Here is a 23804-nt window from a genome sequence, read left to right as displayed (position 1 = left end):
ATCTTGGTTCGCCCATCCGCAGATTGAAACCCTGATGACATTTGAATTCTGTCGCTCCTGCCAGCGTGAATTGCTTGATCAGAGTTCTTCGCTCGCAAGTGGTAGGCCCCTTACCCGTCGGCCGGCACGGTGGAGCGTGATGACCCATGACTGAAACGTGCCAGGGCTCCTCTGGTGTGACCAGTCATCTCGCTGATACTGCCGGGAACCGGGAGCCGGATTCGAAGCAGCTGTCGCCACGCGCACCCGCGGGACCCGAGGAGAAGGTCTTGTCCGATGCTTCGCCGGTTGACACCGTGCCCATGCAACAGTCTGCTCGCGGCCCGGCGTGGCCGAGCCTGCCGGTGTGCCGGATTGAGTCGATCACCCTGATGGCTGTTGATGTCCTAGCCACCTACCTGGCCCTGTACTGCGCGGCGTGGGGAACCACGAAGTGGGCGACGGCCACGGGTGCTACCGGTGGTCTGCTGGCGGTGGGTGGCCTGGCGGTTGTCAACGTCGGGGTCTTCGCCGCCTTCAAGATGTATAACAGCCTGTGGCGCTACGCGTCGATGACGGAGGCACTGCGGATTCTTTATGCCACTATCGTCGGTTCGGTGTGCGGGGACCTGCTGTTCTCCTTGGTCTTCGAGGGCGGGCTGTCGGTACGCTCCTACGTCATGGCCTGGGCGCTGCTGGCCATCATGGCCGCCGGGGCGCGTCTAGCAGTCCGAGCCCTGTGGAGCACCCGGGTGCAGCGTAGTGCGCGAGCAGGAGCACATGACGACCGTCCCCGCACACTCATTGTCGGTGCGGGGCAGACAGGTTCGCTGACCATCAAGCGAATGCATCTGTGCGATGAGGACATGTGCGGCAAGCCAGTGGCCCTGGTCGATGACGACGTGACCAAGCACGGTCGTCATGTCCACGGCGTTAAGGTTTACGGTACCTGCGAGGATATCCCTCGTATTGCTGAAGAGTGTAGGGCTGAGCAGATCGTACTGGCCTGCCCTTCAGCGTTGGCCTCCCAGCGCAAGCGCATCCTGTCTATCTGCTTGACGACGGGTCTGCGGATTCTCACTCTGCCCAACGTACGGGACCTAGCTCGGCAGGATGATGGAAAGATAGCGCTTCGGGAAGTGGAGATCTCCGAGCTGCTCACACGTGACGAGGTCGCCTTCGACACCATGAGCATGGGGTACGTGCGCGGAGAGGTCGTCCTGGTGACCGGTGGCGGCGGTTCCATTGGCTCCGAGCTGGTCCGCCAACTCATTGAGACCCGGCCGCGCCGGATCGTCATCTTCGATATCTACGAGAACACGGCCTACGAGTTGCTCCATGAGATGCAGCCCAAGGCCGCCGAGTTTGGAGTCGCTCTCTCTGTTGTCATCGGCTCGGTGACGAATGAACGGGTCATTCGTGAGTGCTTCGAACAGCATCAGCCGAAAGTCGTTTTCCATGCGGCTGCGCACAAGCACGTCCCCCTTATGGAGAACAACGCCCGTGAGGCGGTGGAGAACAATGTGCTGGGCACCTGGATGATGTGCCGTCTGTCTGAGGAATTCAGATGCAGCCACTTCATCCTGGTTTCCACCGATAAGGCCGTCAACCCAACCAATGTGATGGGCGCTACCAAGAGGCTGTGCGAACTGGAGGTTCAGGCTCTGGCCCGGACATGCCGCACCACCGTTTTCGCTGCCGTACGATTCGGCAACGTGCTCGGCAGCCACGGCTCTGTCATTCCCCTGTTCAAGCGACAGCTGCGATCGGGCGGGCCACTGACTGTCACTCATCCGGACATCACCCGCTACTTCATGACAATACCCGAAGCATCCCGTCTGGTCATCGCCGCAGGCTCGATGGCTCATGCCGGAGAGATCTTCATCCTGGAGATGGGGCGGCCCGTGCGGATCTACGACCTGGCTGTCAACCTCATCAAGCTGTCAGGCTTGCGGGTCGGACGTGACGTCGAGGTGGCTTTTACCGGGCTGCGACCAGGTGAGAAACTCTACGAGGAGTTGCAGATGCATGATGAAGACTTGCGCCCCACTGCGAATAAGTCCATCCTCGTGTCCACTGCGGCACCGCCCACCAGGCAGGAGGTGGAGGACAAGATTTCCCGGCTGACGGCCTGCCTGCCTGAAGGAAGTGACCGGATCAAGCAGGAGTTGGCTCATGTGGTGCCCACCTACCACCCGAGCCTTGATCACACTACGAGTATGCCATCGACGATGAGGAAAGCTGGCTGATGCGCGTCGAGTTCTCGCCCCCGGACATCACTGATGCCGAGTGCCAGGAGGTGGTGGCCGCGCTGCGCTCCGGCTGGATCACCACAGGGCCGCGAACCAAGGCCCTCGAGAAGCAGGTGGCGGAGCGCTGCGGCACCGCCCGGGCAGCCTGCCTGAACTCTGCGACGGCCTCGCTGGAACTGACCCTGAGGGTGCTGGGTATCGGTCCCGGCGACGAGGTGATCGTTCCCGCCTACACCTACACGGCCTCGGCATCGCCCGTCGTGCACGTGGGCGCCACCCCGGTCCTGGTCGACGCCGGCGAGGCCGACGGCGACTACGGGCTGGCCCCCAGTGTCCTGGCAGGTGCCATCACGCCGCGGACCAAGGCCGTCATCCCGGTCGATATCGGTGGTCGCATGTGCGACTACGCGGCATTGCGCGAGGTTGTCGACAGCCAACGCCACCGCTTCGCTGTGAGCAACCAGGTTCAGGAGGCGCTGGGGCGCATCGCCCTGGTCGCCGACGGTGCTCACAGCTTCGGCGCCCAGCGTGACGGCATGCCGTCGGGCAGCGCCGCCGATTTCACGACCTTCAGCTTCCACGCCGTGAAGAACCTGACCACTGCAGAGGGCGGTGCGGTCACCTGGAGACCGGAGCTCGGGCTGGATGAGGATCTCTACCGCCAGTACATGCTGCTGTCCCTTCACGGGCAGAGCAAGGACGCCCTGTCCAAGACCCGCATGGGGGCGTGGGAGTACGACGTCGTCAGTCCTGCCTACAAGTGCAACATGACCGACGTGTGCGCCGCGATCGGCCTGGCGCAGATGACTCGCTACGACTCCATGCTGGAGCGACGGCGCCAGATCATCACCCGCTACGACGAGGCCTTGGCCCCGGTGGGCGTGACGTCGTTGCGGCACTACGAGGACGGGATCGTCTCCTCCGGGCACCTCTATCTGGCGAACCTGCCGGGTCTGGATCAGGAGGGGCGCAACGCGTTCATCGAGCACATGGCGAGTGCGGATGTGGCCTGCAACGTCCACTATAAGCCGCTACCCATGTTGACTGCCTATCGGGATCTCGGTTTTGGCATCGAGGACTTCCCTCGGGCTTACAATCTCTACGCCAGCGAGGTGTCGCTGCCTTTGCACACCTCCTTGAGCGACGAGCAGGTCGACTACGTCATTAGCTGTGCGGTTGAAACACTTGCGGCAGTGGGTCGATCGTGAGGATGCCTCCCTGGGAGGAGCTGCCCCCCTCCCTGCAAACCGAGGACGTGCGCCCCTACTACGAGGCGCTGACTCGGCGCGGACTGCAGTTACGGCTCAAGCGCCTGCTCGACGTCGTTGGTGCGGCGGTCCTGTTCGTGCTCCTGGGGTGGCTGTTCGTCATCCTGGCGGTCCTCATCAAGCTGGACTCTCCCGGGCCCGTGTTCTTTCGCCAGCGGCGGGTCACCCAGTTCGGGCGTGAGTTTCGGATCGTCAAGTTTCGTACGATGACGCACCGGCCGGCTGATCCGGGGGACCAGATCACCCGGGAGGACGACCCTCGGGTTACGCGGGTCGGTGCCGTCCTTCGCCGGTACCGTCTTGATGAGGTCAGCCAGCTCATCGACATTCTGCGCGGCACCATGAGTTTCGTGGGTACCAGGCCGGAGGTTCCTGACTACGTCCGCCAGTACACCCCGCAGATGCGGGCCACGTTGCTGCTACCGGCGGGGGTCACCTCCACGGCCTCCATCGAGTTCAAGGACGAGGCCGAGATTCTGGCAGCCGCCCCGCCGGGCCAGGACGCGTACGTCACGCAGGTCCTGCCGGCCAAAATGCGCCTCAATCTGCGCGATGTCCAGGAATTCAGCATCGGACGGGACCTGCGGATCGCCTTTCGGACGGTCTTGGCGGTCGCTACATGAGACGCGAAACGATGACATGTAAGGAGCAGCCATGACAGCAGGCGCACAGCGGGACTGTGACCTGGATTCTGATCTGGTGTCGATCATCATGCCGACATATAACTGCGGCGCCTTCATCGGTGAGACTATCGCCACGGTACAGGCACAGACCCACTCCCACTGGGAACTGCTCATCGTGGACGACTGCTCGACCGACGACACCGCCGAGGTGGTGGCGGCCTTGGCCGAGAACGACCCACGCATCCGCTACGTACGCTTGGAGATCAATAGTGGTGCCGCCATGGCTCGCAACCGGGCCATGGAGCTGGCGCAGGGACGCTACATGGCCTTCCTCGACTCCGACGACCTGTGGCACCCCGACAAGCTCAGGCGTCAGATCGACTTCATGACCTCGCGCGGCGTCGCCATGTCCTGCACCGCCTACGCCCAGATCGACGAGCAGGGTGAGCCCACCGGCAGGATCGTGCGCAGTCCGGCCAGGATCGGCTACAACCGGCTGCTTCTGGACTGCCCGGTCGGCAACTCGACGGTCATGTACGACGTGTCGCGTCTGGGGAGGTTCGAGGTACCCGATATCAGGAAGCGCAATGATGATGCCCTGTGGCTACGCATGCTCCGCACCGAGCGCTACATCTGGGGCATGCCAGTGGTCCTCATGAGGTATCGGCTCCGCTCAGGGTCGGTGTCGGCGAACAAGCGGAGCCTGATCAAGTACCACTGGACGCTCTATCGCGATATTGAGCATCTCAGCGTCCCCCGCTCCATCTTCCACATCGGCGTGTGGGTCCTCATCAAGACCCTCAAGGTGAAATGAGGAAGTGTATTCACAGAACAATCGGTTCCCCGGCCGGGCCGGGATCAATGGAGGGAGACTGCCAGTGAGTCAGGAACAGTCAGCGGCCCCGCAGGACTCCGGGGACGGGCCCCTAAGAGTCCTGCAGATCAACTCATCGATCTCTCGGCGCTCCGGAGTTATGAGCATGCTCATGAACTACTTCAGACACGTGGACCGCTCCCAGGTCGTCTTCGATTTCTTCTGCTACGCCACCCCCGACGAGACCCACCGCGCGGAGATCGAGTCGCTGGGAGGGCGTTGTTACGTCACCAACGCCGGAGGCAGTATCGGACGCATCCGATCATTCCTGGGACAGCTGCTGAGCAAGCACGCGGGACAGTATCCTGTGGCGCACCTCCATGACCCTATCCTGTCGCGCTTCCTCTACCCGGTGGCGCATCGTCAAGGGGTTCGCTCCTTCGCTGTGCACTCCCACGCGACCGCGTACTCCGACTCCCGTCTGCGAAGCGTGCGTAACTGGCTGGTCTGTCGCAACATTGGTGCCTACTCCGACGTGCGCCTGGCCTGCTCTCGGGCGGCCGGCGACTTTCTTTTCGGTCGTGGCGGCTACGAGGAACTGCCCAACGCGATCGATGTCGAGACCTACCGGTTCAAGGAGCCGGTACGTACGGATGTGCGAGCCCGGCTGGGGCTGGATGACGCACCGGTTGTCGGCCACGTTGGTCGCTTCAGCGAGCAGAAGAACCACCGCTTCCTCATCGACGTTTACACCGAGTTGGCGCGTTTGAGGCCCGGGACTCGCCTCATTCTCGTCGGCGACGGACCGCTGCGACCAGGCATCGAGGAGATTGTGGCTGAGCGCGGTCTGGCGGATCGCGTCCTGTTCCTGGGGGACAGGAAGGACGTCGCTGCCCTTTACCAGGCCATGGACATGTTCCTCCTGCCCTCCCTCTATGAAGGTCTGCCGATGGTAGGAGTCGAGGCGCAGTGCGCAGGACTCCCGCTCGTATGCTCTAAGGAGGTGACCGACGAGGTCGCGATTGGGGAGGCCACGTTCCTTCCGTTCGAGACGCCAGTGCGTCAGTGGGCTCACCACGTCAGCCAGGCTCTCGAGCGGGGCAGAGACCTGAGTTTCAGGGCACAGGGCGCGGCGATGACAAGCGCCGCGGGCTTCGATATCACCCGTGAGGCTGACCGGCTCACACGCCGGTACCGGGCTCTGGCGGAATGGTGACGCCCGAGCATGTGGATCCACTTCGCGCTGTTCGCCACCCTTCTCCTGTCTGCAGCTTTGCTGGGGCTGCGAGGGCACGCCGGCCGTCGCGGTTCACCGGTACTTCTAGGGGTCGCCTTCATTTCCTTTGTGGCCTTCTCCTCGTTGCGAGCCGTGAGTGTTGGCAACGATACGATCGAGTACCATCGCGTCTTCGAGGCGATCAAAGCGACCACCTCCTTCCAGGAGGCCTTCACCGTCAGCCGCTTCGAGTACGGCTACGTCCTGCTGAACTACCTGGTCAGCCGCGTCACGCAGAGCTTCAACATCCTGTTGCTCATCATCTCGGTGTTCGTCTACGGCTCGGCGTTGCTCTTCATCAAGCGGTATGCCGCCAACTATTCCCTGGCGGTACTTTTTGCCTTCGGTATGTCGGTCTTCTATGACTTCGCACTCCTTGCTCGACAGGGTGTTGCGGTGGCGATCTTCCTACTGGCCGTCCCTGCGCTCATGGAGCGCAGGCTACTGCGCTATGTTCTGCTCATCGCGCTCGCATCTCAGTTCCACATGAGTGCGGTATTGTTGCTCATTGTCTACCTCGTACCAATCATGAGACTGAGCACCTTTGGAGACTGGCTCAAGTGGGGAACGCTCATTGGAGTCAGCATGTTCTCACTCAGCTGGGTGATGAACTCCCTCGCATCAAGTTCCGCATACTACGGCCACTACCTCAACACCGACTATGCCGATGGCGGGGTGCGGTCGGCAACTGTTCTCCTCATCGCTGTGCGCATTCTCATCATGCTTCTGGCAGCGACCTGCGGCTGGAACGCCGCAGTGGAAGCCGACCCTTCCGGGCGTACCCGCAACCTCCTGGGACTTGCTGTTGCTGATATCGCCATGGTGACGGTGTCACTGGGCTTCAACCTCGTCGATCGTCTTGAGATGTACCTGACGTTGCCCTTCGTTGTTGGCCTGGCGAATATCGCCGTGCGGGGCCGGAGGCCTGAGAGTTCCTATGTCAGTGCTCTGCTCGTCGTCGTCGCCTTTGCGGCTACCACGATCTTCTTCCTGTACCGCCCCGACTGGTTCCACTTGTTCCCGTACCACACGTTCCTCGAGAAAGGGTTTCCATAATGGATCCTGTGTACGTCGCATACTCGGCCGCCCGGTGGCTCTCACGCCATCGTCTCGCTCCCGCGGCATATGTCGTTCGAGGCGCTATGCGCGTGCTGTTCGCCTGCGATGTTCCCTATGCTGCCCGCATCGGCAAAGATACCGATTTCCCGCACCACGCCCTGGGCGTTGTGATCCATCCTCGCGCTGTGATTGGTCCGGGGTGCCATATCGGGCACGGGGTGACCATCGGTGGTCGCAAGGGCATCGAGACGGTTCCTGTGCTGGGGCGGGGTGTGGCCGTGGGCTGTGGAGCGACGATTCTCGGGCCGATCAACATCGGGGACGGCGCGATGATCGGGGCGGGCGCCGTCGTGATCCACGACGTCCCTGCCGGCGCGACGGTCGCGGGAGTTCCGGCCAGGATCATCAAGGAGAAGGCTGCATGAAGTGGGTCCCGCGGCTGGACACCTCCGTCGGCTCGCTCAACACGGGCGATGAGAACATCAGTATTGAGGCGTGGAAGGCGCAGTTTGGTGTCGGTGAGTCATAAGGGCCGTATTGCGTTCTTGCTGGGCAATACTCTGGTCTTTGCTTTGGGTGGGCTGGCGGTCAAGGCGGTGTCCTTGGTCCTCATGCCCTTGTACACGAGTGCCTTGACGGCTGGTGAGTACGGGACGGCTGAGTTGCTTAACAGTGCGGTCGAGATTGTGCTGCCGTTGCTCTCCTTGGGTGTGGTTGAGGCTCTTTATCGTTTTTCGATCGACGATGATGTTCCCAAGGATGAGCTCTTTGCTAACTCTCTGCTGGTTCTGGGTGGCGGCATTGTGGGAACCGGGGTGTTGTGTGTCTTGGGCAGTGCTGTGTGGGGCATGGAGCATGCGGCGTCCTTCTTTGTCTTGTTCTGCTCGGTGTGCCTGTTCAAGGCCACGACCCAGCTTGCCCGTGGGTTGGGGCATGTGCGCCGCTTCGTGGCTTATGGTCTCATCAACGCCTTGGCCATGGTTGTCTCCACTTACCTGCTCCTGGTCCACGCACATGCGGGTGTCGAGGGTTATCTGTGGTCCTTCAGCATTGGTTACCTGGTGGGTGGCTTTGCTGCGTTCCTGGGCTCGGCCGAGTATCGGCTGCTGGTGCCCTTTCGGGGCGATCGTGTGCTGCTGCGCCGGATGCTTGTCTACAGTTTGCCGCTTGTGCCCAACTTGTTGTCATGGTGGTTGGTCAGTGTATCGGGGCGTTACGTGGTCCTGTGGGGCAGTGGCTTGGTGGCTGCCGGGCTCTTCACGGCGGCGAGTAAGATGCCTGCGCTGGTCAATATTGTCGCCTCCGTGTTTCAGCAGGCTTGGCAGTACTCGACTGCCCGTGAGATCAACTCACCCGACCGGGGCGCTTTCTTCGGTGCCGTGATGAGGGGTTACTCCCTGGCGACTCTGTCGGCCGCAGGGTTGGTCATTGCCCTGAATCGACCGATCTCCCGGTTGATGCTTCAGGCTGAGTTCTCAGAGGGGTGGCGCTATGTCCCCCTGCTCATGCTGGTTGCATCCTTCGGGGCGATGACCATCTTCCTCGAGAGCTTCTACCAGGCCTTGAAGAACAGTGGTGTTCTCATGGTCTCCACCATGTTGGGGGCGGTGGTCAACGTGGTGCTCGGTGTGGCTTTCGTGCCGTTCATGGGGCCGTGGGGTGCCGGGCTGGCTGGGGTGGTGGCCTATGCTCTTGTCCTGGTGGTGCGGGCACGTGACCTCAGACGCCGTATCGACCTGCCCATAGACCGTCCTCGTCTCACTTATCAGTTGGTGCTGCTCAGCGGTATAGCCGTGTTCATGTCTTTCGACGGTGGCCTCTGGCTGACTGTCGCGGTCTGGGTCTGCATGGTCCTGCTGGCAACCAGCGACATAACAGTCCTGGCCAGCAGCACTCGAGCCGTGACAGCGTTCCTGGCCCGACGGAACAGGGAACGCTAAACCTACGCTGCCCAGCCCGCTCACCGCCGCCCGATACCGCGGTAGTTCCAGCCGGCCGCCTTCCAGGCCTGCGCATCCAGGCAGTTGCGTCCGTCGATCACGCAACGGGTGCGTGCCAGGTCGGCCACATGGGCGGGATCGAGGTCCCGGTACTCGCGCCATTCCGTTCCAATGAGGACGAGGTCCGTACCCTCCAGGGCCGAGTGTGCGGACAGGGCGACCTCGTACGGGCGATTCGACCGCTCCGCGAGGATCGGGCCGGCAGCAGGGTCGTGCACGACGATTCGCTTGGCCAGGCGCGCCAGTTCCACAGCGAGATCCAGTGCGGGGGAGTTGCGCATGTCGTCGCTGTCCGGTTTGAAGGCCGCTCCGAGCACTGTCACCGTGGCCCCAGTCAGGTGGTCGCCCAGGAGTTCCCTAGCCGTGCGGATGACACCGGCTCGCATAGTGTCATTCACCTTGTCCACCTCGGCGAGGAAGGTCAGGGCATCGCCGACGCCGAGCTCGTCGGCCCGAGCCCGGAAAGCGCGAATGTCCTTGGGTAGGCAGCCTCCGCCGAATCCGATACCGGCGCGCAGGAAACGACGGCCAATACGATCATCCATGCCGATCGCCTGGGCCAGGGCCGTTATGTTCGCCCCTGCGGCGTCGCAGACCTGGGCCATGGCGTTGATGAAGGAGATCTTCGTGGCCAGGAAGGCGTTCGCGCTGATCTTGACCAGCTCGGCAGTCGCATAGTCCATGAGGAGGCGAGGGGTGCCGGAGATTAGGATTTGCTCGTAGGCCGCGTCCATTGCCTCCTGCGCCTTGGAGGCGGCACCCGGATCGTCTGGAAGTCCATAGACCATGCGATCCGGGTGCAGCGTGTCCTGCACGGCGAAGCCCTCCCTGAGAAACTCAGGATTCCACACCAGCAGCGCTCCGGTCGGCTCGACCGTCTGGGCCAGGCGGGAGGCGGTGCCGACGGGCACCGTGGACTTGCCCACGACCACCTCAGGGTCGCTGGTGCAGTGCCCCAGATGGGGGAGCATGGAGGTGACCGCTGCATCGACGTAGGTCATATCCGCCGCCCCGGACTCCGACTGCGGGGTGCCTACACCGATGAAATGGACCTGAGCGCCTTCTATGGCGGAGAAGTCCTGAGTGAAGGTCAGGCGTCCGGCTTCTACGTTGCGAGCCAGCAGGTTCTCTAACTCGGGTTCGAAGAATGGGGGTTGGCCATTACTCAGCAGCTCCACCTTGTGAGCATCAACGTCCACCCCTACCACATCATGTCCCAGCTCCGCCATTGAGGCAGCATGAACAGCGCCGAGATATCCGCAACCAATCACTGACAAACGCATAGCAAAAGACTAGGCAGGTATGCAGGGGGTATGTCTACCCCTGCGCCCGTAAGGTTCCTTGGTGAATTCCTCAAATATTTCACCAACTATTAGGATGTACTCATCGAATTTTGATTCGGCGCTCATTCGGGTCATGATCATAGAGGGGGTGAGATACACTCTGGGCTCAAAATAAACGTTTAAAGGAAAATCTTTAAAATGTATGCCGGTGCCTTTATGCGTTGCCGTGCGGGAGTGGGTGGCGGGCCGCTGGGCAGTGCTCGGAAGGCCGGTGTGAGTGTCCGGCGCGAGTGGGTGTCGCCATCTCGGCTAGATTAGGGCCGGCCAGGAGCGTTTGAGAGCGCGCCTACCCAGTCCGCCGCGTCGAGTAAAGGATGGCACAGTGCCCGCAGGTGATGACTCCAAGCAGACCACGTCGGGTGCCGCCCTTGGTGTCCCCGAGGGTGTCACGGGGGAGGATGTCGTTGATGCCGTCTTCGGTGGGAGTGGGGTCGACCCCGAGCTGCTGCCCTATCTGGAGGCTGTGGGCTCCTCTGACCTTGCGGGCGCAGAGAGTCTGACCGTCTCCGTCTCTGACCTCCAGGAGGCGAGCGCCCAACAGGAGGTGGATGCCGAGACCCAGGATCGCGAGGATCTTGAGGCCCTGCGTGAGCTCGTCGCCGCCAACATGATCCCCGGGGGTGACACCGACCGCCTCGAGGAACTCCTTGCCGAGATCGACGCTGACGACTCCGATGACTGGGAGCCCCGGCTCCCCGATGCCCCCGAGGAGGAGCACCTGCGGGAGCTGGAGGCTGCTGCCCGCGCCGTCGAGGTCTCCGCCCGCATGCGCGAGGTTGAGGCCGAAATCCTCTCCCGTGCACCCGAGCACCAGATCCAGCCCTCCCTGGAGCGCGTTGAGGCTGTTCTCGACATCCTGGGCAACCCCGAGCGCACCTACCGCACCGTCCACATCACCGGCACCAACGGCAAGACCTCCACGGCCCGCATGACCGAGCGCCTGCTGGCGGCCGGCGGCATGCGCACCGGTCGCTTCACCTCCCCGCACCTGGCCACCATCCGTGAGCGGATCAGTCTTGACGGTGAGCCGATCAGCGAGGAGGGCTTCATTGCCGCTTGGGAGGATGTGGCTCCTTATATCGCCATGGTCGATGAGCGGTCTCAGGCCGAGGGCGGACCGCGTCTGTCCTTCTTCGAGGTACTGGCCGTCATGGCCCTGGCCGCCTTCGCCGACTACCCCGTCGATGTCGCCATCATCGAGGTGGGCCTGGGCGGGCGCTGGGATGCCACGAACGTCATCGGCCCCGACGTCGCCGTCGTCACCCCGATCGGGCGTGATCATGAGCGCTGGCTCGGCTCCTCCATCACCGAGATCGCCCACGAGAAGGCCGGCATCATCAAGGACGGCTCCACCGTCGTCGTCGCTCACCAGGTCCCCGACGCCGCCGCCGAGATCGAGCGAGCCGCAGCCGCGCACCGGGCCGTCGTACGTCGCGAGCGCGATCCGGAGGAGGATCCCACCTCGCCGGAGGTCGGCGTCCTGCGGGTCGTCGACCGCCAGCTCGCCGTCGGCGGTCAGCTCGTCACGCTGGCGACCGCTGCGGCCGTCTATGAGGACGTCTTCGTCCCCCTGCACGGGGAGTACCAGGCCCACAACGCACTGCTGGCCCTGGCGGCCGCTGAGGCGATCCACGGCGGGCGCCGGCTGCCGCCGCGCGTCGTCGAGGACGGCTTCGCCTCGGTCACCAGTCCCGGCCGCCTGGAGGTCCTGCGCTCCTCGCCCACGGTCCTGGTCGATGCCGCCCACAACCCCCACGGCATCGAGGCCCTCACCGGAGCCATCGAGGAGGCCTTCGGCTTCCAGCACCTCGTCGCGGTCCTGGGCGTCATGGCGGACAAGGACGCCGAGGGGATCCTGGCGGGGCTGGAGCCCGCGACCGACGCCGTCGTATGCGTCCCCATCGACTCACCCCGGGCCATGAACGTCGACGACCTGAGTGAGATCGCCCGAGAGGTCTACGGCGCCGACCGCGTCGTGGTGAGCCGGCAGCTCGGTGAGGGCGTGGCTCAGGCCGTCGCCCTGTCCGAGGGGCACGACACCCCGTTGACCGCCTCGGGGGTCCTTATCGTCGGCTCCGTGGTCCTGGCCGCCGAGGCCCGTGCTCTGTTCGGCAGGCCCTGATCCGGCCTGGACTTCTAGCCCACTTGATTTCCCCGGGCGTCGTGGATCGTGATGTTCGATTTGTCGAACGATGTCCCGTTCCAGCTCAAGTCGGCGCTGCCCGTGCCTGAGCCGGTGTGCATTCCGGCGGTGTCCGTGGGGAGCTTCTCGTTGCTCCACTCCACGTGCAGGATGTCGCCCCGGGGCTCCAGTGAAGTGATAACCGGCTCGTAGGATTCTGCTCCACTGATCCTCGACAGGTCGTAGGAGGCGACGAGGCTCAACTCGTCATCGTAGAACGCCAGGGAGGGGAATGCTGCCGATCCGCCGCCGTTGCAGGTCAGTGCCACGGCGGCGGTGGGAGTGCCGTCGAGGATGTAGGTGGCCGAGGGGGCCTCGATCCTGGCGAATCCCCCGAAGCTCAGAGAGGCCTGTCCGCCGGAGAAGGAAACGGGTCCGTTGGCTGTGCAGGTTGAGGGCAGGGACAGTGAGGCATTGAGGAGCTTGTTGCGATCAGGGGCGGTGCCTGCCGGTGTAGGGGTGGGGCCGTCAGTGGCCTGCGCCGACAGAGATGATGATCCCGATGCGATCTGCGTCTGTGCTGTGGACCGCTTCTGTCCGTCCCCAGATGGAGAGGCGGCTGCCGAGCGTGGGGCTGGGGGTGTCTCCTGAGCGGATGGGGCGGATGCGGCTTCGGAGGATGTTGTGCCACTCGTGCCGCAGGCGCTGAGTGTCAGGGCGCACAGGAGCAGGAGTGTGGGCAAGGCCCGTCGGGCTCGGGTAGGGAGATGGTGCGGGCGAACGGGCTCACTGCTGCTCATGGGAGACCATCTTTCTTGTGGAGAGAACGAGGGTGAGGGGCCGCTGTGTCCACAGACTTGGGGTGTCGCTTCCGGAAACCAGTCACATGATATATAACACAAAAGGGCGTATCGACAACTTGTGCACACAAGCGCATACTTGTGTGCACAAGTTGTTCGGGGGTGAGTCCTCCGGTTCCATCCCGCTTCCCCAGGAGCCCTGAATGTCATTGACGGACAGCGTCGTCTACCAGATCTATCCCAAGTCCTTCCGTGACTCCACCGGAGACGGCGTAGGTGACCTGCGCGGCATCATCGAGAAGGTCGACTACATCGCCTCGCTGGGGGTGGATCATGTCTGGTTCAACCCCTTCTTCCCCTCGCCGGGCCGGGACAACGGCTACGACATCTCCGACTACTGCGCCATCGACCCAGCCATGGGAACCATGGAGGACTTCGAGGATCTTGTCGCCGCCCTGGGTGAGTGCGGTATCGGTGTCATGCTGGATATGGTTCTCAACCACGTCTCCACCGATCATGAGTGGTTCCAGCGGGCCCTGGCTGGAGACTCCGCCTACCAGGACTACTTCTACCTGCTGCCGCCCAAGGAGGACGGCTCGCTGCCCACCAACTGGGTCTCCAAGTTCGGCGGCCCCGCCTGGGCGCCTTTCGGCGACACCGGCCTGTACTACCTGTGCCTCTATGACCGCACCCAGGCCGACCTCAACTGGCACAACCCGGCTGTGCGTGCCCAGGCCGCGAGGGTCGTCAACTTCTGGCGCTCCAAGGGCGTCAAGGACTTCCGCTTCGACGTCATCAACGTCATCGGCAAGACCTTGCCGCTTGAGGACGCGCCCGCCGACACCGATGACCGCTACATGTACACCGACGGCCCCCTCGTCCATGACTACCTGCGTGAGCTCTCCGCCGCCAGCTTCGGCCAGGACCCCGATGCGATGACCGTTGGCGAGATGTCCTCAACCACCGTCGAGGCCTGTGTTGGCTACTCCAACCCGGCTAATGGTGAGCTGAGCATGGTCTTCAGCTTCCACCACCTCAAGGTCGACTACGCCGACGGCGCCAAGTGGACCCGCATCCCCTACGACTTCGTCGCTCTCAAGCGCATCCTCAACGAGTGGGCCCTAGGTATGCAGGCCGGCGGCGGCTGGAATGCCCTGTTCTGGAACAACCATGACCAGCCCCGCGCCATCGACCGCTTCGCTGATCCCGTGAACTACCACGTCGAGTCCGCGACCATGCTGGCCACTGTTATCCACCTGCTGCGCGGAACGCCTTACGTCTACATGGGAGAGGAGATCGGTATGACCGACCCTGCCTACCTGGCCATCGAGGACTATGTCGACGTTGAGGCTCGTAATGCCTACAAGGAGCTGACGGACGGAGGCATGGAGCCCCAGGAGGCCTTCGCTGTCATCCACTCCAAGGCCCGCGACAACGCACGAACCCCCATGCAGTGGAACGCCGAGGTCCCCGGTGCCGGATTCACCACCGGCAGGCCCTGGCTGCGGCCCACCAACCAGGGAACCGTCAATGTTGAGCGCGAGGAGGCGCAGGGGCGGATCCTGCCCTACTACCGGCGCCTCATCGCACTGCGTAAGGAGCTGCCCGTCATCTCCCGTGGCGCCTATGCCCCCTACCTCATGGAGCACGAGGACGTCCTGGCCTACATTCGCGAGTACGAGGGCAGACGTCTGCTGGTCCTGTGCAACTTCAGTGACCACGACGCCGAGGTCCCTGTCCCAGAGGAGTTCACCACCGCTTGCATCCTCATCGGCAACTACGACGGTAACGACATCTCTAACAGCCTCGGTGAGCTGCCCGTCGTCGCCGACCGTCTCGAGGCGGAGGCGCTTCACCTGCGCCCTTACGAGGCCATCGCCCTGCTCGCCTGAGTCGACTGCCCTCTTCCCCTGTTTTTTCTTCTGTCTTCTGCCCGCCCCGGAGAGCTGCCGAGCCGCCCTCCCCGATACCGCCGCACCCATCCGCACTCTGAAAGGCCCCTCCATGTCCAAACCAGAACAGGACCACGTGGTCCCCGTCTCCGCCCCGATGGCGGGAGCGGTCATCGACCTCACCGACGTCCCTGACCCCGTCTTCTCCTCCAAGGCCGTGGGGGACGGACTCGGGATCGAGCCCGCCGACGACGGCGCGATCGTCTCCCCAGTGGACGCCACCGTCACCATGGTCGCCGGCACCTGCCACGCCATTGGCTTCAAGAGCGAGTCGGGCCTGGAGGTCCTGCTGCACCTCGGCGTCGACACCGTCGAGCTCGAGGGCGCCCCCTTCGACCTGAGCATCAAGGTCGGCGATGCCGTCAAGGCCGGACAGCCCCTGGGCACTATGGATCTTGAGGCCGTCCGCGCCGCGGGCAAGGCAACCACCGCCATCGTGGTCCTGACCAACACGATCACTCACCTGGCCAACCTGAACGTCACCACGGGGAGGACAGACGCGGGTGCCGTCATCGCCACCGCCTCGCTCAAGGTTGAGGGTGATGCTGCGGCTTCGGCAGATGCCGCGAGCACCGAGGTTGATGCCGGTGCTACCGACGGAGCACGCACTGACGGCCTCGACGGATTCGACGCCACCGCAGCCGACATCATCACCGGTATCGGTGGTCCTGACAACGTCCGCTCCGTCCTGCACTGCATCACCCGCGTGCGCTTCTACCTCAAGGACGAGTCCCTGGCTGACGATGAGGCTGTGGCGGACCTCGACGGCGTCATTGACGTGGTCAAGTCAGGCGGCCAGTACCAGGTGGTCATCGGCCCCGACGTCGTCGATGTCTATGACGCGGTCGTCGCCCAGCTGCCGAACTCAGGGGCCGGCGATCAGGTCGCCGATGTCGAGGTCGTCGAGCGACCCACGACCCTGTGGGGCTGGGTCAAGTTCGGCTTCTCCTCCCTCATCGGTGTCATTACCGGATCGATGATTCCCGTTGTCGGTATGCTGGCCGCCTCCGGAATCCTCAAGGGTCTCCTGGCGTTGCTCGTCCAGTTCAAGGTCGTCACCGAGGCCTCCAACACCTTCCACTTCATCGACGCCATGAGCTCGTCGATGTTCTTCTTCCTGCCGATCATCGTCGGCTTCACCGCGGCCAAGCGCCTGGGTGCCGACCCCATCGTTGTGGCCATCGTCGGTGGAGTGCTTTGCTACCCCTCCGTGGTGGACATGTCCAAGAACACCGACGACGTCATCACCGTGGGACGCACCGTCTTCAATGCCGACTTCTTCGGCATCCCGGTCTCCCTGCCCGCCGGCAACGCCTACGCCTACTCGATCTTCCCCATCATCGTGGGGGCCTGGCTCGCCTCCAAGATCGAGCCCTGGCTCAAGAAGGTGCTGCCGGCCGTCATCCGACCGATCTTCGGGCCGCTCATCGAGATCTTCGTGGTGTCCGCCCTCATTCTGCTGGTCTTCGGTCCCATCGTCATGCTCGTCTCAGGTGGGATCGCCACCGTCATCAACGCGGTGCTGGGCTTCAACTACACGCTCGCGGGACTGCTCATCGGCGGCTTCTACCAGTGCCTGGTCATCTTCGGCCTGCACTGGGCGGTCATCCCGATCATCTCCTCCGAGCTCGCCAATCCCGGTTACTCCCACCTCAACGCCATCGTCTCGGCCACGATGATCGCCCAGGGCGGTGGCGCCCTGGCCGTCTGGCTCAAGGTGCGTGACGCCCGCATCAAGCGCATGGCTGCACCTGCCACGATCTCCGCCTTCTGCGGGGTGACCGAGCCAGCGATGTACGGCCTCAACCTCAAGTACGGTCGCATCTTCATCACCGCCTCGATCGGCGGCGCCGTCGGCGGGCTGCTCACCGGACTGCTCAACGTCAATATGTGGGGCTTCACCGGAGGCTTCGTCGGCTTCCCGTCCTTCGTCAACCCCGAGGGGATGGACGCCTCCTTCGCCGGCTTCTGGATCGCCGGGGTCGCGGCTCTCCTGGTCTCCTTCCTGTGCACCTACTTCTTCGGTTTCAAGCAGGCCGACTTCGATAAGGAGCGCACGGTCAAGAAAGTCCGCCTCGGCAACCGCGAGCCTGTCGCCAAGTAGGACGGTGGGGTACTGACACGGACGTGCTCAACGAGCCTGTCGCCACTATCAGTGGAACGGTGGCCCGGCAGCATCGTGAGATGCAGTCGGGCCACCAGCCTGTGTCTACGGGCGTTCGCTGGGCGCTCGGAGCTCGAGGCTCTGTCCAGGGCTGTGCTTTCGGCTCAGCGCTCGGCCGGCAGTCGGTGCGCGGTGTCCTGGAAGGCGAAGTCCACGGGGGAGTGGCGCGAGCGCGTGTACTCGAAAAGCACCCCGGCTGAGTCAAAGGTCACCGAGGAGACGACGACGACGCAGTCCATTCCTTCCAGGTGGATGAGTCGGCGGTCCTCGTCCGTGGCCCGCTTCACTGTGATCCGCCGGGTCGCGCTGGCCACCCGCACCCCGAGGACCTTCTCCAGGTAGGCGTAGATCGAGGACTCGACGATCTGCTGGGTCAGTTGAGGAACCATCGAGGTCAGGAAGTAGCTGGTGTCCACGATGAGGGGGACGTCGTCCAGCAGACGAAGCCGCTTGACAGAGATGATCTCAGCACCCTCGGTCATACCGGAGGCCACGGCCATCTCGGCGTCGACCACCCCCTCCTCCAGGGAGATCATGTGGGTGCTCAGAGGGATCCGGTTGCGTGCGGCGGCCTCCTGGAGCGACTCGATCCCCCCGACCAGGAAGGTAGAGGTTGCGCGTGGTCGGGAGATCACCTGGATGCCTCGCCCCTGCATCGTTTGGACGTAGCCCTGGGCCACGAGCAGAGCGAGCGCTTTACGCACCGTGTTGCGGGTGCACGCGAACTCCTCGGCCAGGGTGTTCTCCGAGGGGAGCAGCTCGAGGAAGCCGTAGGCGCCTGAATCGATGCGTCCGCGCAGGGTCTGAAAGATCTGGTTGTACTTGGCCTGGGCCACGGGACGGCTCCTCTTCCTGAGGCTTGGCGACGGTCGGTGGGCGACTGGTGCTGCACCTGAACCTGTGCATACAAGTATCACGTTGTCGGACTCCTCCGTGCCACCTTTGGAGGCGTGTTCGTTCGTGCTGGTCGAACGCTACTTTCCTGTCCCAACGAGCGAGGTCGTCGGGTGCGTGGGAGGATGGAAGCGCGAGTGGGCAGTGAGCACCTCGTCGGCCTGCTCCAGCGCGTCCTACGGACGTCTCTGGGACGTGTAAGGATCCACAGGGTCCGTGCAGAGCCCGCTCAAAGCCGCATGGTCGTCTTCCATCCTCCGGGTGCATGGCGGTCAGGCCTGGAATCAACACCTGCCAAGAGCTGAGAAGGAAGCACCATGTCCTTGGACGCCGCCTGGGCCCTCGACTGGACCCGCCGTACCGCCATGCTGATCGCCGAGAACCGGGCTGAGTTGACCGAACTGGATCGGGCCATCGGCGACGCTGACCACGGGGACAATCTGGACCGTGGTCTGCGGGCCGTGGTGGCGAAGCTCGACGCCGCCCAGGAGACCGGAAGCCTGCCATCTTCTCCCGGGGGAGTTCTCAAAGTTGTCGCCACCACCCTCATGGCCACTGTTGGCGGTGCCGGCGGTCCGCTGCTGGGAACCGCCTTCCTGAAGGCCGCCCGTTCCAGTGACGCCTCCGCCTGGGGGACTCAAGAACTGGTCCGTGCTCTGGAGGAGGCCACCTCGGGCCTGGAGGCCAGGGGGCATGCCACCAGTGGAGACAAGACCATGGCTGACGCCTGGCGCCCCGCAGCAGTGGCTGCCAAGGAGGCAGCGGAGATCGGGGAGGATGAGATCGGAGTCCTTGCCGCGGCCGCGCAGGCCGCTGCCAAGGGGGCTCGGGACACCGAACCGCTCCAGGCCCGTCGTGGCCGGGCCTCCTTCCTGGGAGAGCGCTCCTGCGGGCACCGCGACCCCGGCGCCCAGTCCTCGGCTCTCATTCTCCAGGCCGCCGCCGACGCCGCCCGTGACCGCTCCTCCGACCCGTTCCTGGTGGTCGAGCAGGCCTGAGTCCGGCACTGCCATGGCCTTGAGGGGGCCAGACCCGTTATGGTCCACTCGGTCCCTCAATAGCCAACCCAGCAAGGAGCTCCCATGGCCAGCACGTCCCAGACCGGTCGCATCCTCGTTCTCATCAAGCCCGACGCCGTCGAGCGCCGTCTGACCGGCGAGATCCTGCGCCGCATCGAGGCCAAGGGGTACGTGCTAACTGCCCTGAAGGTTCTGACCCCCACCGAGGAGATCCTTGCCGAGCACTATGCCGAGCACGTGGACAAGCCCTTCTACCCCGGTGTCGTGGAGTACATGACCTCCGGCAATGTGGTGGCCGCAGTGGCTGAGGGGCAGCGCGTCGTCGAGGGCGTGCGCAGCCTCATGGGCCCCACCGACCCCACCACGGCCGCCCCCGGCACCATCCGCGGCGACCTGGGACGCGACTGGAGCACCCCCGCCATCCTCAACCTCGTCCACGGTTCGGACAGTGATGAGTCCGCAGCCCGTGAGATCGCCATCTGGTTCCCCGAGCTGGCCGACTGAACCTTGGCGACGACGATGCGCCTCCCGCACTGGGGGAGGCGCACCGTCGTCGTAGGAGGAAGTTGCGGTTAAGCCCGCTCCGCCCGCCTCAGGACCTCCTTGAGCGGTACGCGGGCGCCGGTGCGGGTGACGGCCCGGGTGTAGATCGCGGCCGCCCCGCGCACCAGTAGTGGCAGGAAGACGAGTGCGATCCCCAGAGCGATCGCCTGCTCGGTCCAGGAGGAGACTCCGAGCACCAGGCGTGCCGGCATCATGAAGGGCGCGAAGGTCGGTAGGAAGGACAGGACCCGGAAGGTCGTGCTGTTGGCGTCCCCGGTGGCCATCAAGAAGCTCAGAACATAGGGGATCATCGAGAGCATCACCAGGGGCATGCTCACCGAGCTGACGTCCTCCTGCCGGCTCACGAGTGAGGCCGCGGCCCCGAAGGCGACTGCGAAGATCGCGTAGCCCACGATCATCCACACGATCATCGCGACGAGCACACTGTCCAGATTGAGACTGATGTCTGGCATAACTCCCGTTGCCTTCGCAGTGACGACTCCGGCGATGGCGACGACCCCGGTGGTCAGGACCGAAGCGATGCCGATCCCCAGGATCTTGCCGGCCAACAGCGAGCTGGGGCGCACGCAGGCCAGGAGGATCTCCACGATCCGGCTCGACTTCTCCTCCACCACTCCCTGGGCGATGAACTGACCGCCGCCCATGATGGCGAACAGCAGCAGGACGTCGATCGTCATGAGGATGGCGTAGCGCGAGCCGAAGTCGGCGGAATTGCGCTGGGGGGCGTTGAGTACCGTGACCTCCGGCTTGGCGGCGCTGAGCTGAGAGGCCACCTGAGCGGGGTCCCCACCCAGCGTAGCTATCTGCCGGCCCAGGGCCGCCTGCTGGAGGAAGGCCGTGACCCCTGAGACGACCGCGTCATCGGCCGACTTCTCCGCAGTGATGGTGGGGGCGGAGCCGGAGACGTCGAGAACCATGTCCACGTGCGGCGTGCCCTCGGGGGTGTTGTCGTCAAGGACGTCCTTCGCCTGGTGTGCGGAGACGTCAACGAGTTCGATCGTCTCCCCATTGGAGGCGGCCACCTTGTCCAGTCCTGCGGCCTGGGCAACCGTCACGCCCTTGAGTCCGACTCGGTAGGCCTGGCCTTGACCCGAGGAGTAGAGCTTGATGCCGATAATGCTGCCGATGGCGGCGATGAGCAGCACCAGGGTCAGGATGATGGTCGACTTCTTCATCAGGTGCGCCCGCAGCTCGCGGCCGGTGACCAGGGCGATCTCCTGACGGCGAGTGATGGGGCTGGTGTGGGCGCTCATCGGTGCGCCTCCTTCGTCTCGTTGGTGTCTGCGGTCCCCTCGTGGGAGGTAGCGGTGAGGACGTCCCGGAAGATCTCGGTAAGCGGGTGACGCACCGGGCCGAGCTCGCGCACCGTCCCCAGTCGCTGGGCAGTGCTCAGCAGTGCCTGCTCATCAGTGCCCGCGGCGGTGATGACCAGACGGCCCTGGTCATCGACCTGCACGTCCGGCGCGGTCAGCGCGCTCAGGGAGGCCGCCTCCAGCGGGGCGGCGTCAAGCGGCGGCTCGACGACCACTCGCCAGCGGGGCGTCTCGGTGGCCTGCAGCTCGGGAACCGTGCCGTCGGCCACGAGCCGGCCCGAGCGAATGATGACCACCCGGTCGCACAGGCGCTCGACGACGTCGAGCTGGTGGGAGGAGAAGAGCGTGGGCACGCCCGTGTCCGCCCGTTCCAGGAGCACCTGGCTCATGACGTCAACGGCCACCGGGTCCAGGCCGGAGAAGGGCTCATCGAGGATGAGCAGCTCGGGGTCGCTCACGAGTGCGGCGGCCAGCTGGACGCGCTGCTGGTTGCCCAGCGACAGGCTCTGCACCTCGTCGCCGCGTCGCTCCTCCAGGCCCAGACGCTCGGTCCACTGGTTCGCGGCCGCCTTGGCGGAGGAGGCGGACAGCCCGTGGAGGCGGGCCAGGTAGACGAGCTGCTCGGCCACCTTCATCCGGGGGTAGAGGCCGCGCTCCTCGGGCATGTAACCGATGGCTCGCCGGGTGGCGGCGTCCACGGGGGAACCCTTCCAGGTCACAGTGCCGCAGTCGGCGGCGAGCACGCCCATGACGATGCGCATCGTGGTGGACTTGCCCGCCCCGTTGGCTCCGACGAAGCCGACGATCTCGCCGGCTTCCAGTGACAGGGAGAGGCGGTCGAGGGCCTGCAGGCTCCCGAAGCGTTTGGAGAGGTTGGACAGGGTGAGCATCGTGGCTCCTTGGGTCTCGGAAACGAGGGGTGGTTGGGCGACGGGGTGATGAGGAGAGGAACGGGGTCTGCGTTCGGAGGGTCCAATGGCGTATCCAGCTTTCTTGACATGGAAAGTTTGCTTGTCCAAAGCGTCAATGTCAAGTGTCTTTGTCGTTTCTGTCGTCGCGCAGGCCGTTCGCGCTGTTAGGGTGGCGCCCGTGCACCTCAAGACGTTGACGATCAAGGGATTCAAGTCCTTCGCCTCGTCAACCACCCTGCGCCTGGAGCCCGGAATCACCGCCGTAGTCGGCCCCAACGGGTCCGGCAAGTCCAATGTCGTCGACGCCCTGACCTGGGTCATGGGGGAGCAGGGCGCCAAGAACCTGCGCGGTGGCTCCATGGCCGACGTCATCTTCGCCGGAGCCGGGTCGCGCTCGGCGCTGGGACGCGCCGAGGTCTCCCTGACCATCGACAACACCGACGGCGCCCTGCCGATCGACTACACCGAGGTCACCATCTCACGCACCCTGTTCCGCGGGGGTGGCTCGGAGTACCGGATCAACGGCACTCCCTGCCGCCTCCTCGACGTCCAGGAGCTCCTCAGTGACACCGGCCTGGGTCGCCAGATGCACGTCATCATCGGGCAGGGCCAGCTCGACGCCGTCCTGAGTGCCACCCCCGACGACCGTCGTGGCTTCATCGAGGAGGCCGCCGGCGTCCTCAAGCACCGCAAGCGCAAGGAGCGCGCCCTGCGCAAGCTCGAGTCCATGGCCGCTGACCTCGCTCGGGTCTCCGACCTCGCCCAGGAGCTGCACCGTCAGCTCGGTCCCCTGGCCCGGCAGGCCGCCATCGCCCGGCGTGCCCGGACCATCCAGGTCGAGGTCCGCGACGCCACCGCCCGGCTTCTGGCGGACGACGTCGTCCAAGCCCAGTCCCTCCTGGAGGCCGGCGACGAGGACAAGGAGGCACTGACCAGGCGCCGCAGCGCTGTGGAGGAGGCCGAGCGCGTCGCCAGAGCGCGTCTGAGCGAGCTGGCCGCCATCGAGACCACCTCCGCCCAGCGCCTGGCTCGGGCCGGCGGTGTCTGGGAGGAGCTCACCGGGGTGGCCCAGTCCCTCGGTGCGCTCGCGGACGTGGCCGGTGAGCGGATCCGGCTCCTGGCCTCCGCCCCTGCGCCGAGCCACGGGACCGATCCCGAGGAGCTCGAGCGGCGGGCCGAGACGGCAGGCAGGGAGGAGGCCGAGCTCGCCGACGCCGTCGAGACCGCCCGTACGGCCCTGAGTGACGCCACCCGGGTGCGCACCGACGCCGAGACCGCTGAGAAGGCCGCCGACCAGGAGCTCTCGGCCGCGCAGCGGCGCGTCTCGGAACGACGCGAGACCATCGCCCGCGCCGGTGGGCGCGTCGCCTCGGCCCGCAGCCGTCATGAGGCCAGCCTGGCCGCTCTTGAGCAGGCCCGCAGCGCCCTTGAGGCCGCGCAGGACCGTGAGG

At 64.6% G+C, this 23804-nt stretch carries 19 protein-coding genes; 14 read left to right on the top strand and 5 right to left on the bottom strand.

What is annotated here, in order from left to right; translation table 11 throughout:
- Positions 1-302: 302 nt before the first annotated feature.
- From RWR81_RS01295 to RWR81_RS01260, 8 genes are all read left to right on the top strand, one after another.
- A complete protein-coding gene (locus RWR81_RS01295) occupies positions 303-2228 on the top strand; it encodes a nucleoside-diphosphate sugar epimerase/dehydratase (RefSeq protein ID WP_314453267.1) in 1926 nt (641 codons plus the stop codon).
- Positions 2228-3439, top strand: coding sequence for a DegT/DnrJ/EryC1/StrS family aminotransferase (locus tag RWR81_RS01290; RefSeq protein WP_314453264.1), 1212 nt, complete (start codon positions 2228-2230; stop codon positions 3437-3439). Before RWR81_RS01295 ends, RWR81_RS01290 begins: the two co-directional genes overlap by 1 nt.
- Positions 3440-3441: 2 nt before the next feature.
- On the top strand, positions 3442-4122 hold the full coding sequence (locus RWR81_RS01285; RefSeq protein WP_314453476.1) for a sugar transferase: 681 nt from the start codon (positions 3442-3444) through the stop codon (positions 4120-4122).
- Between the two features lie 31 nt (positions 4123-4153).
- Positions 4154-4936 (top strand): glycosyltransferase family 2 protein, encoded by a 783-nt coding sequence (locus RWR81_RS01280; RefSeq protein WP_314453261.1) that lies wholly within the window; start codon positions 4154-4156, stop codon positions 4934-4936.
- Between the two features lie 64 nt (positions 4937-5000).
- Positions 5001-6152 carry a glycosyltransferase gene (locus tag RWR81_RS01275; RefSeq protein ID WP_314453259.1) on the top strand — a complete coding sequence of 384 codons (1152 nt, stop codon included), beginning with the start codon at positions 5001-5003 and terminating at the stop codon, positions 6150-6152.
- 9 nt (positions 6153-6161) lie between these two features.
- Entirely contained in the window at positions 6162-7268 is a 1107-nt protein-coding gene (locus tag RWR81_RS01270; protein ID WP_314453256.1) for an EpsG family protein, read from the top strand.
- An 86-nt stretch (positions 7269-7354) separates the two neighbouring features.
- On the top strand, positions 7355-7696 hold the full coding sequence (locus RWR81_RS01265) for a serine O-acetyltransferase (protein WP_253186185.1): 342 nt from the start codon (positions 7355-7357) through the stop codon (positions 7694-7696).
- 111 nt (positions 7697-7807) lie between these two features.
- Complete coding sequence (locus RWR81_RS01260; RefSeq protein ID WP_399497809.1) at positions 7808-9211, top strand: polysaccharide biosynthesis C-terminal domain-containing protein; 1404 nt, start codon at positions 7808-7810, stop codon at positions 9209-9211.
- Positions 9212-9231: 20 nt separating this feature from the next.
- Here RWR81_RS01260 and RWR81_RS01255 read toward each other — a convergent pair whose 3' ends face one another.
- The gene (locus RWR81_RS01255) at positions 9232-10554 is read right to left on the bottom strand and encodes a UDP-glucose/GDP-mannose dehydrogenase family protein (RefSeq protein ID WP_314453248.1); all 1323 of its coding nucleotides are present in this window, start codon (positions 10552-10554) and stop codon (positions 9232-9234) included.
- 382 nt (positions 10555-10936) lie between these two features.
- On the opposite strand from RWR81_RS01255, the gene RWR81_RS01250 reads away from it, so the two are divergent.
- Positions 10937-12736, top strand: a complete 1800-nt coding sequence (locus RWR81_RS01250) for a folylpolyglutamate synthase/dihydrofolate synthase family protein (protein ID WP_314453245.1) — start codon at positions 10937-10939, stop codon at positions 12734-12736.
- 14 nt (positions 12737-12750) lie between these two features.
- Here RWR81_RS01250 and RWR81_RS01245 read toward each other — a convergent pair whose 3' ends face one another.
- A complete protein-coding gene (locus tag RWR81_RS01245) occupies positions 12751-13536 on the bottom strand; it encodes a hypothetical protein (protein ID WP_314453242.1) in 786 nt (261 codons plus the stop codon).
- A gap of 203 nt (positions 13537-13739) precedes the next feature.
- Between RWR81_RS01245 and RWR81_RS01240 the strand changes: the two genes are divergently transcribed.
- Together RWR81_RS01240 and RWR81_RS01235 are read left to right on the top strand one after the other, a co-directional pair.
- On the top strand, positions 13740-15428 hold the full coding sequence (locus tag RWR81_RS01240; protein WP_314453239.1) for an alpha,alpha-phosphotrehalase: 1689 nt from the start codon (positions 13740-13742) through the stop codon (positions 15426-15428).
- 112 nt (positions 15429-15540) lie between these two features.
- Positions 15541-17592 (top strand): glucose PTS transporter subunit IIA, encoded by a 2052-nt coding sequence (locus tag RWR81_RS01235; protein WP_314453237.1) that lies wholly within the window; start codon positions 15541-15543, stop codon positions 17590-17592.
- Positions 17593-17756: 164 nt separating this feature from the next.
- Here RWR81_RS01235 and RWR81_RS01230 read toward each other — a convergent pair whose 3' ends face one another.
- Positions 17757-18488, bottom strand: coding sequence for a UTRA domain-containing protein (locus RWR81_RS01230; protein ID WP_314453234.1), 732 nt, complete (start codon positions 18486-18488; stop codon positions 17757-17759).
- A 375-nt stretch (positions 18489-18863) separates the two neighbouring features.
- Here RWR81_RS01230 and dhaL point away from each other — a divergent pair, with 375 nt between their 5' ends.
- Together dhaL and ndk are read left to right on the top strand one after the other, a co-directional pair.
- Positions 18864-19544, top strand: coding sequence for a dihydroxyacetone kinase subunit DhaL (dhaL, locus tag RWR81_RS01225; RefSeq protein WP_314453231.1), 681 nt, complete (start codon positions 18864-18866; stop codon positions 19542-19544).
- A gap of 84 nt (positions 19545-19628) precedes the next feature.
- Complete coding sequence (ndk, locus tag RWR81_RS01220) at positions 19629-20069, top strand: nucleoside-diphosphate kinase (protein WP_314453228.1); 441 nt, start codon at positions 19629-19631, stop codon at positions 20067-20069.
- 68 nt (positions 20070-20137) lie between these two features.
- On the opposite strand, the gene RWR81_RS01215 is transcribed toward ndk, so the two are convergent.
- Together RWR81_RS01215 and RWR81_RS01210 are read right to left on the bottom strand one after the other, a co-directional pair.
- Complete coding sequence (locus RWR81_RS01215; protein WP_314453225.1) at positions 20138-21382, bottom strand: ABC transporter permease; 1245 nt, start codon at positions 21380-21382, stop codon at positions 20138-20140.
- Positions 21379-22332 (bottom strand): ATP-binding cassette domain-containing protein, encoded by a 954-nt coding sequence (locus tag RWR81_RS01210; protein ID WP_314453222.1) that lies wholly within the window; start codon positions 22330-22332, stop codon positions 21379-21381. The genes RWR81_RS01215 and RWR81_RS01210 overlap by 4 nt, the downstream gene beginning before the upstream one ends.
- Positions 22333-22531: 199 nt before the next feature.
- Between RWR81_RS01210 and RWR81_RS01205 the strand changes: the two genes are divergently transcribed.
- On the top strand, positions 22532-23804 hold a 1273-nt coding region (locus tag RWR81_RS01205; RefSeq protein ID WP_314453219.1), incomplete at its 3' end, for an AAA family ATPase.

The organism is uncultured Actinomyces sp., from assembly GCF_963526355.1.
Lineage (GTDB): Bacteria > Actinomycetota > Actinomycetes > Actinomycetales > Actinomycetaceae > Actinomyces.
The sequence above is the reverse complement of the archived record's forward strand: the minus strand, read 5'-3'. Positions and strand labels throughout refer to the sequence as shown.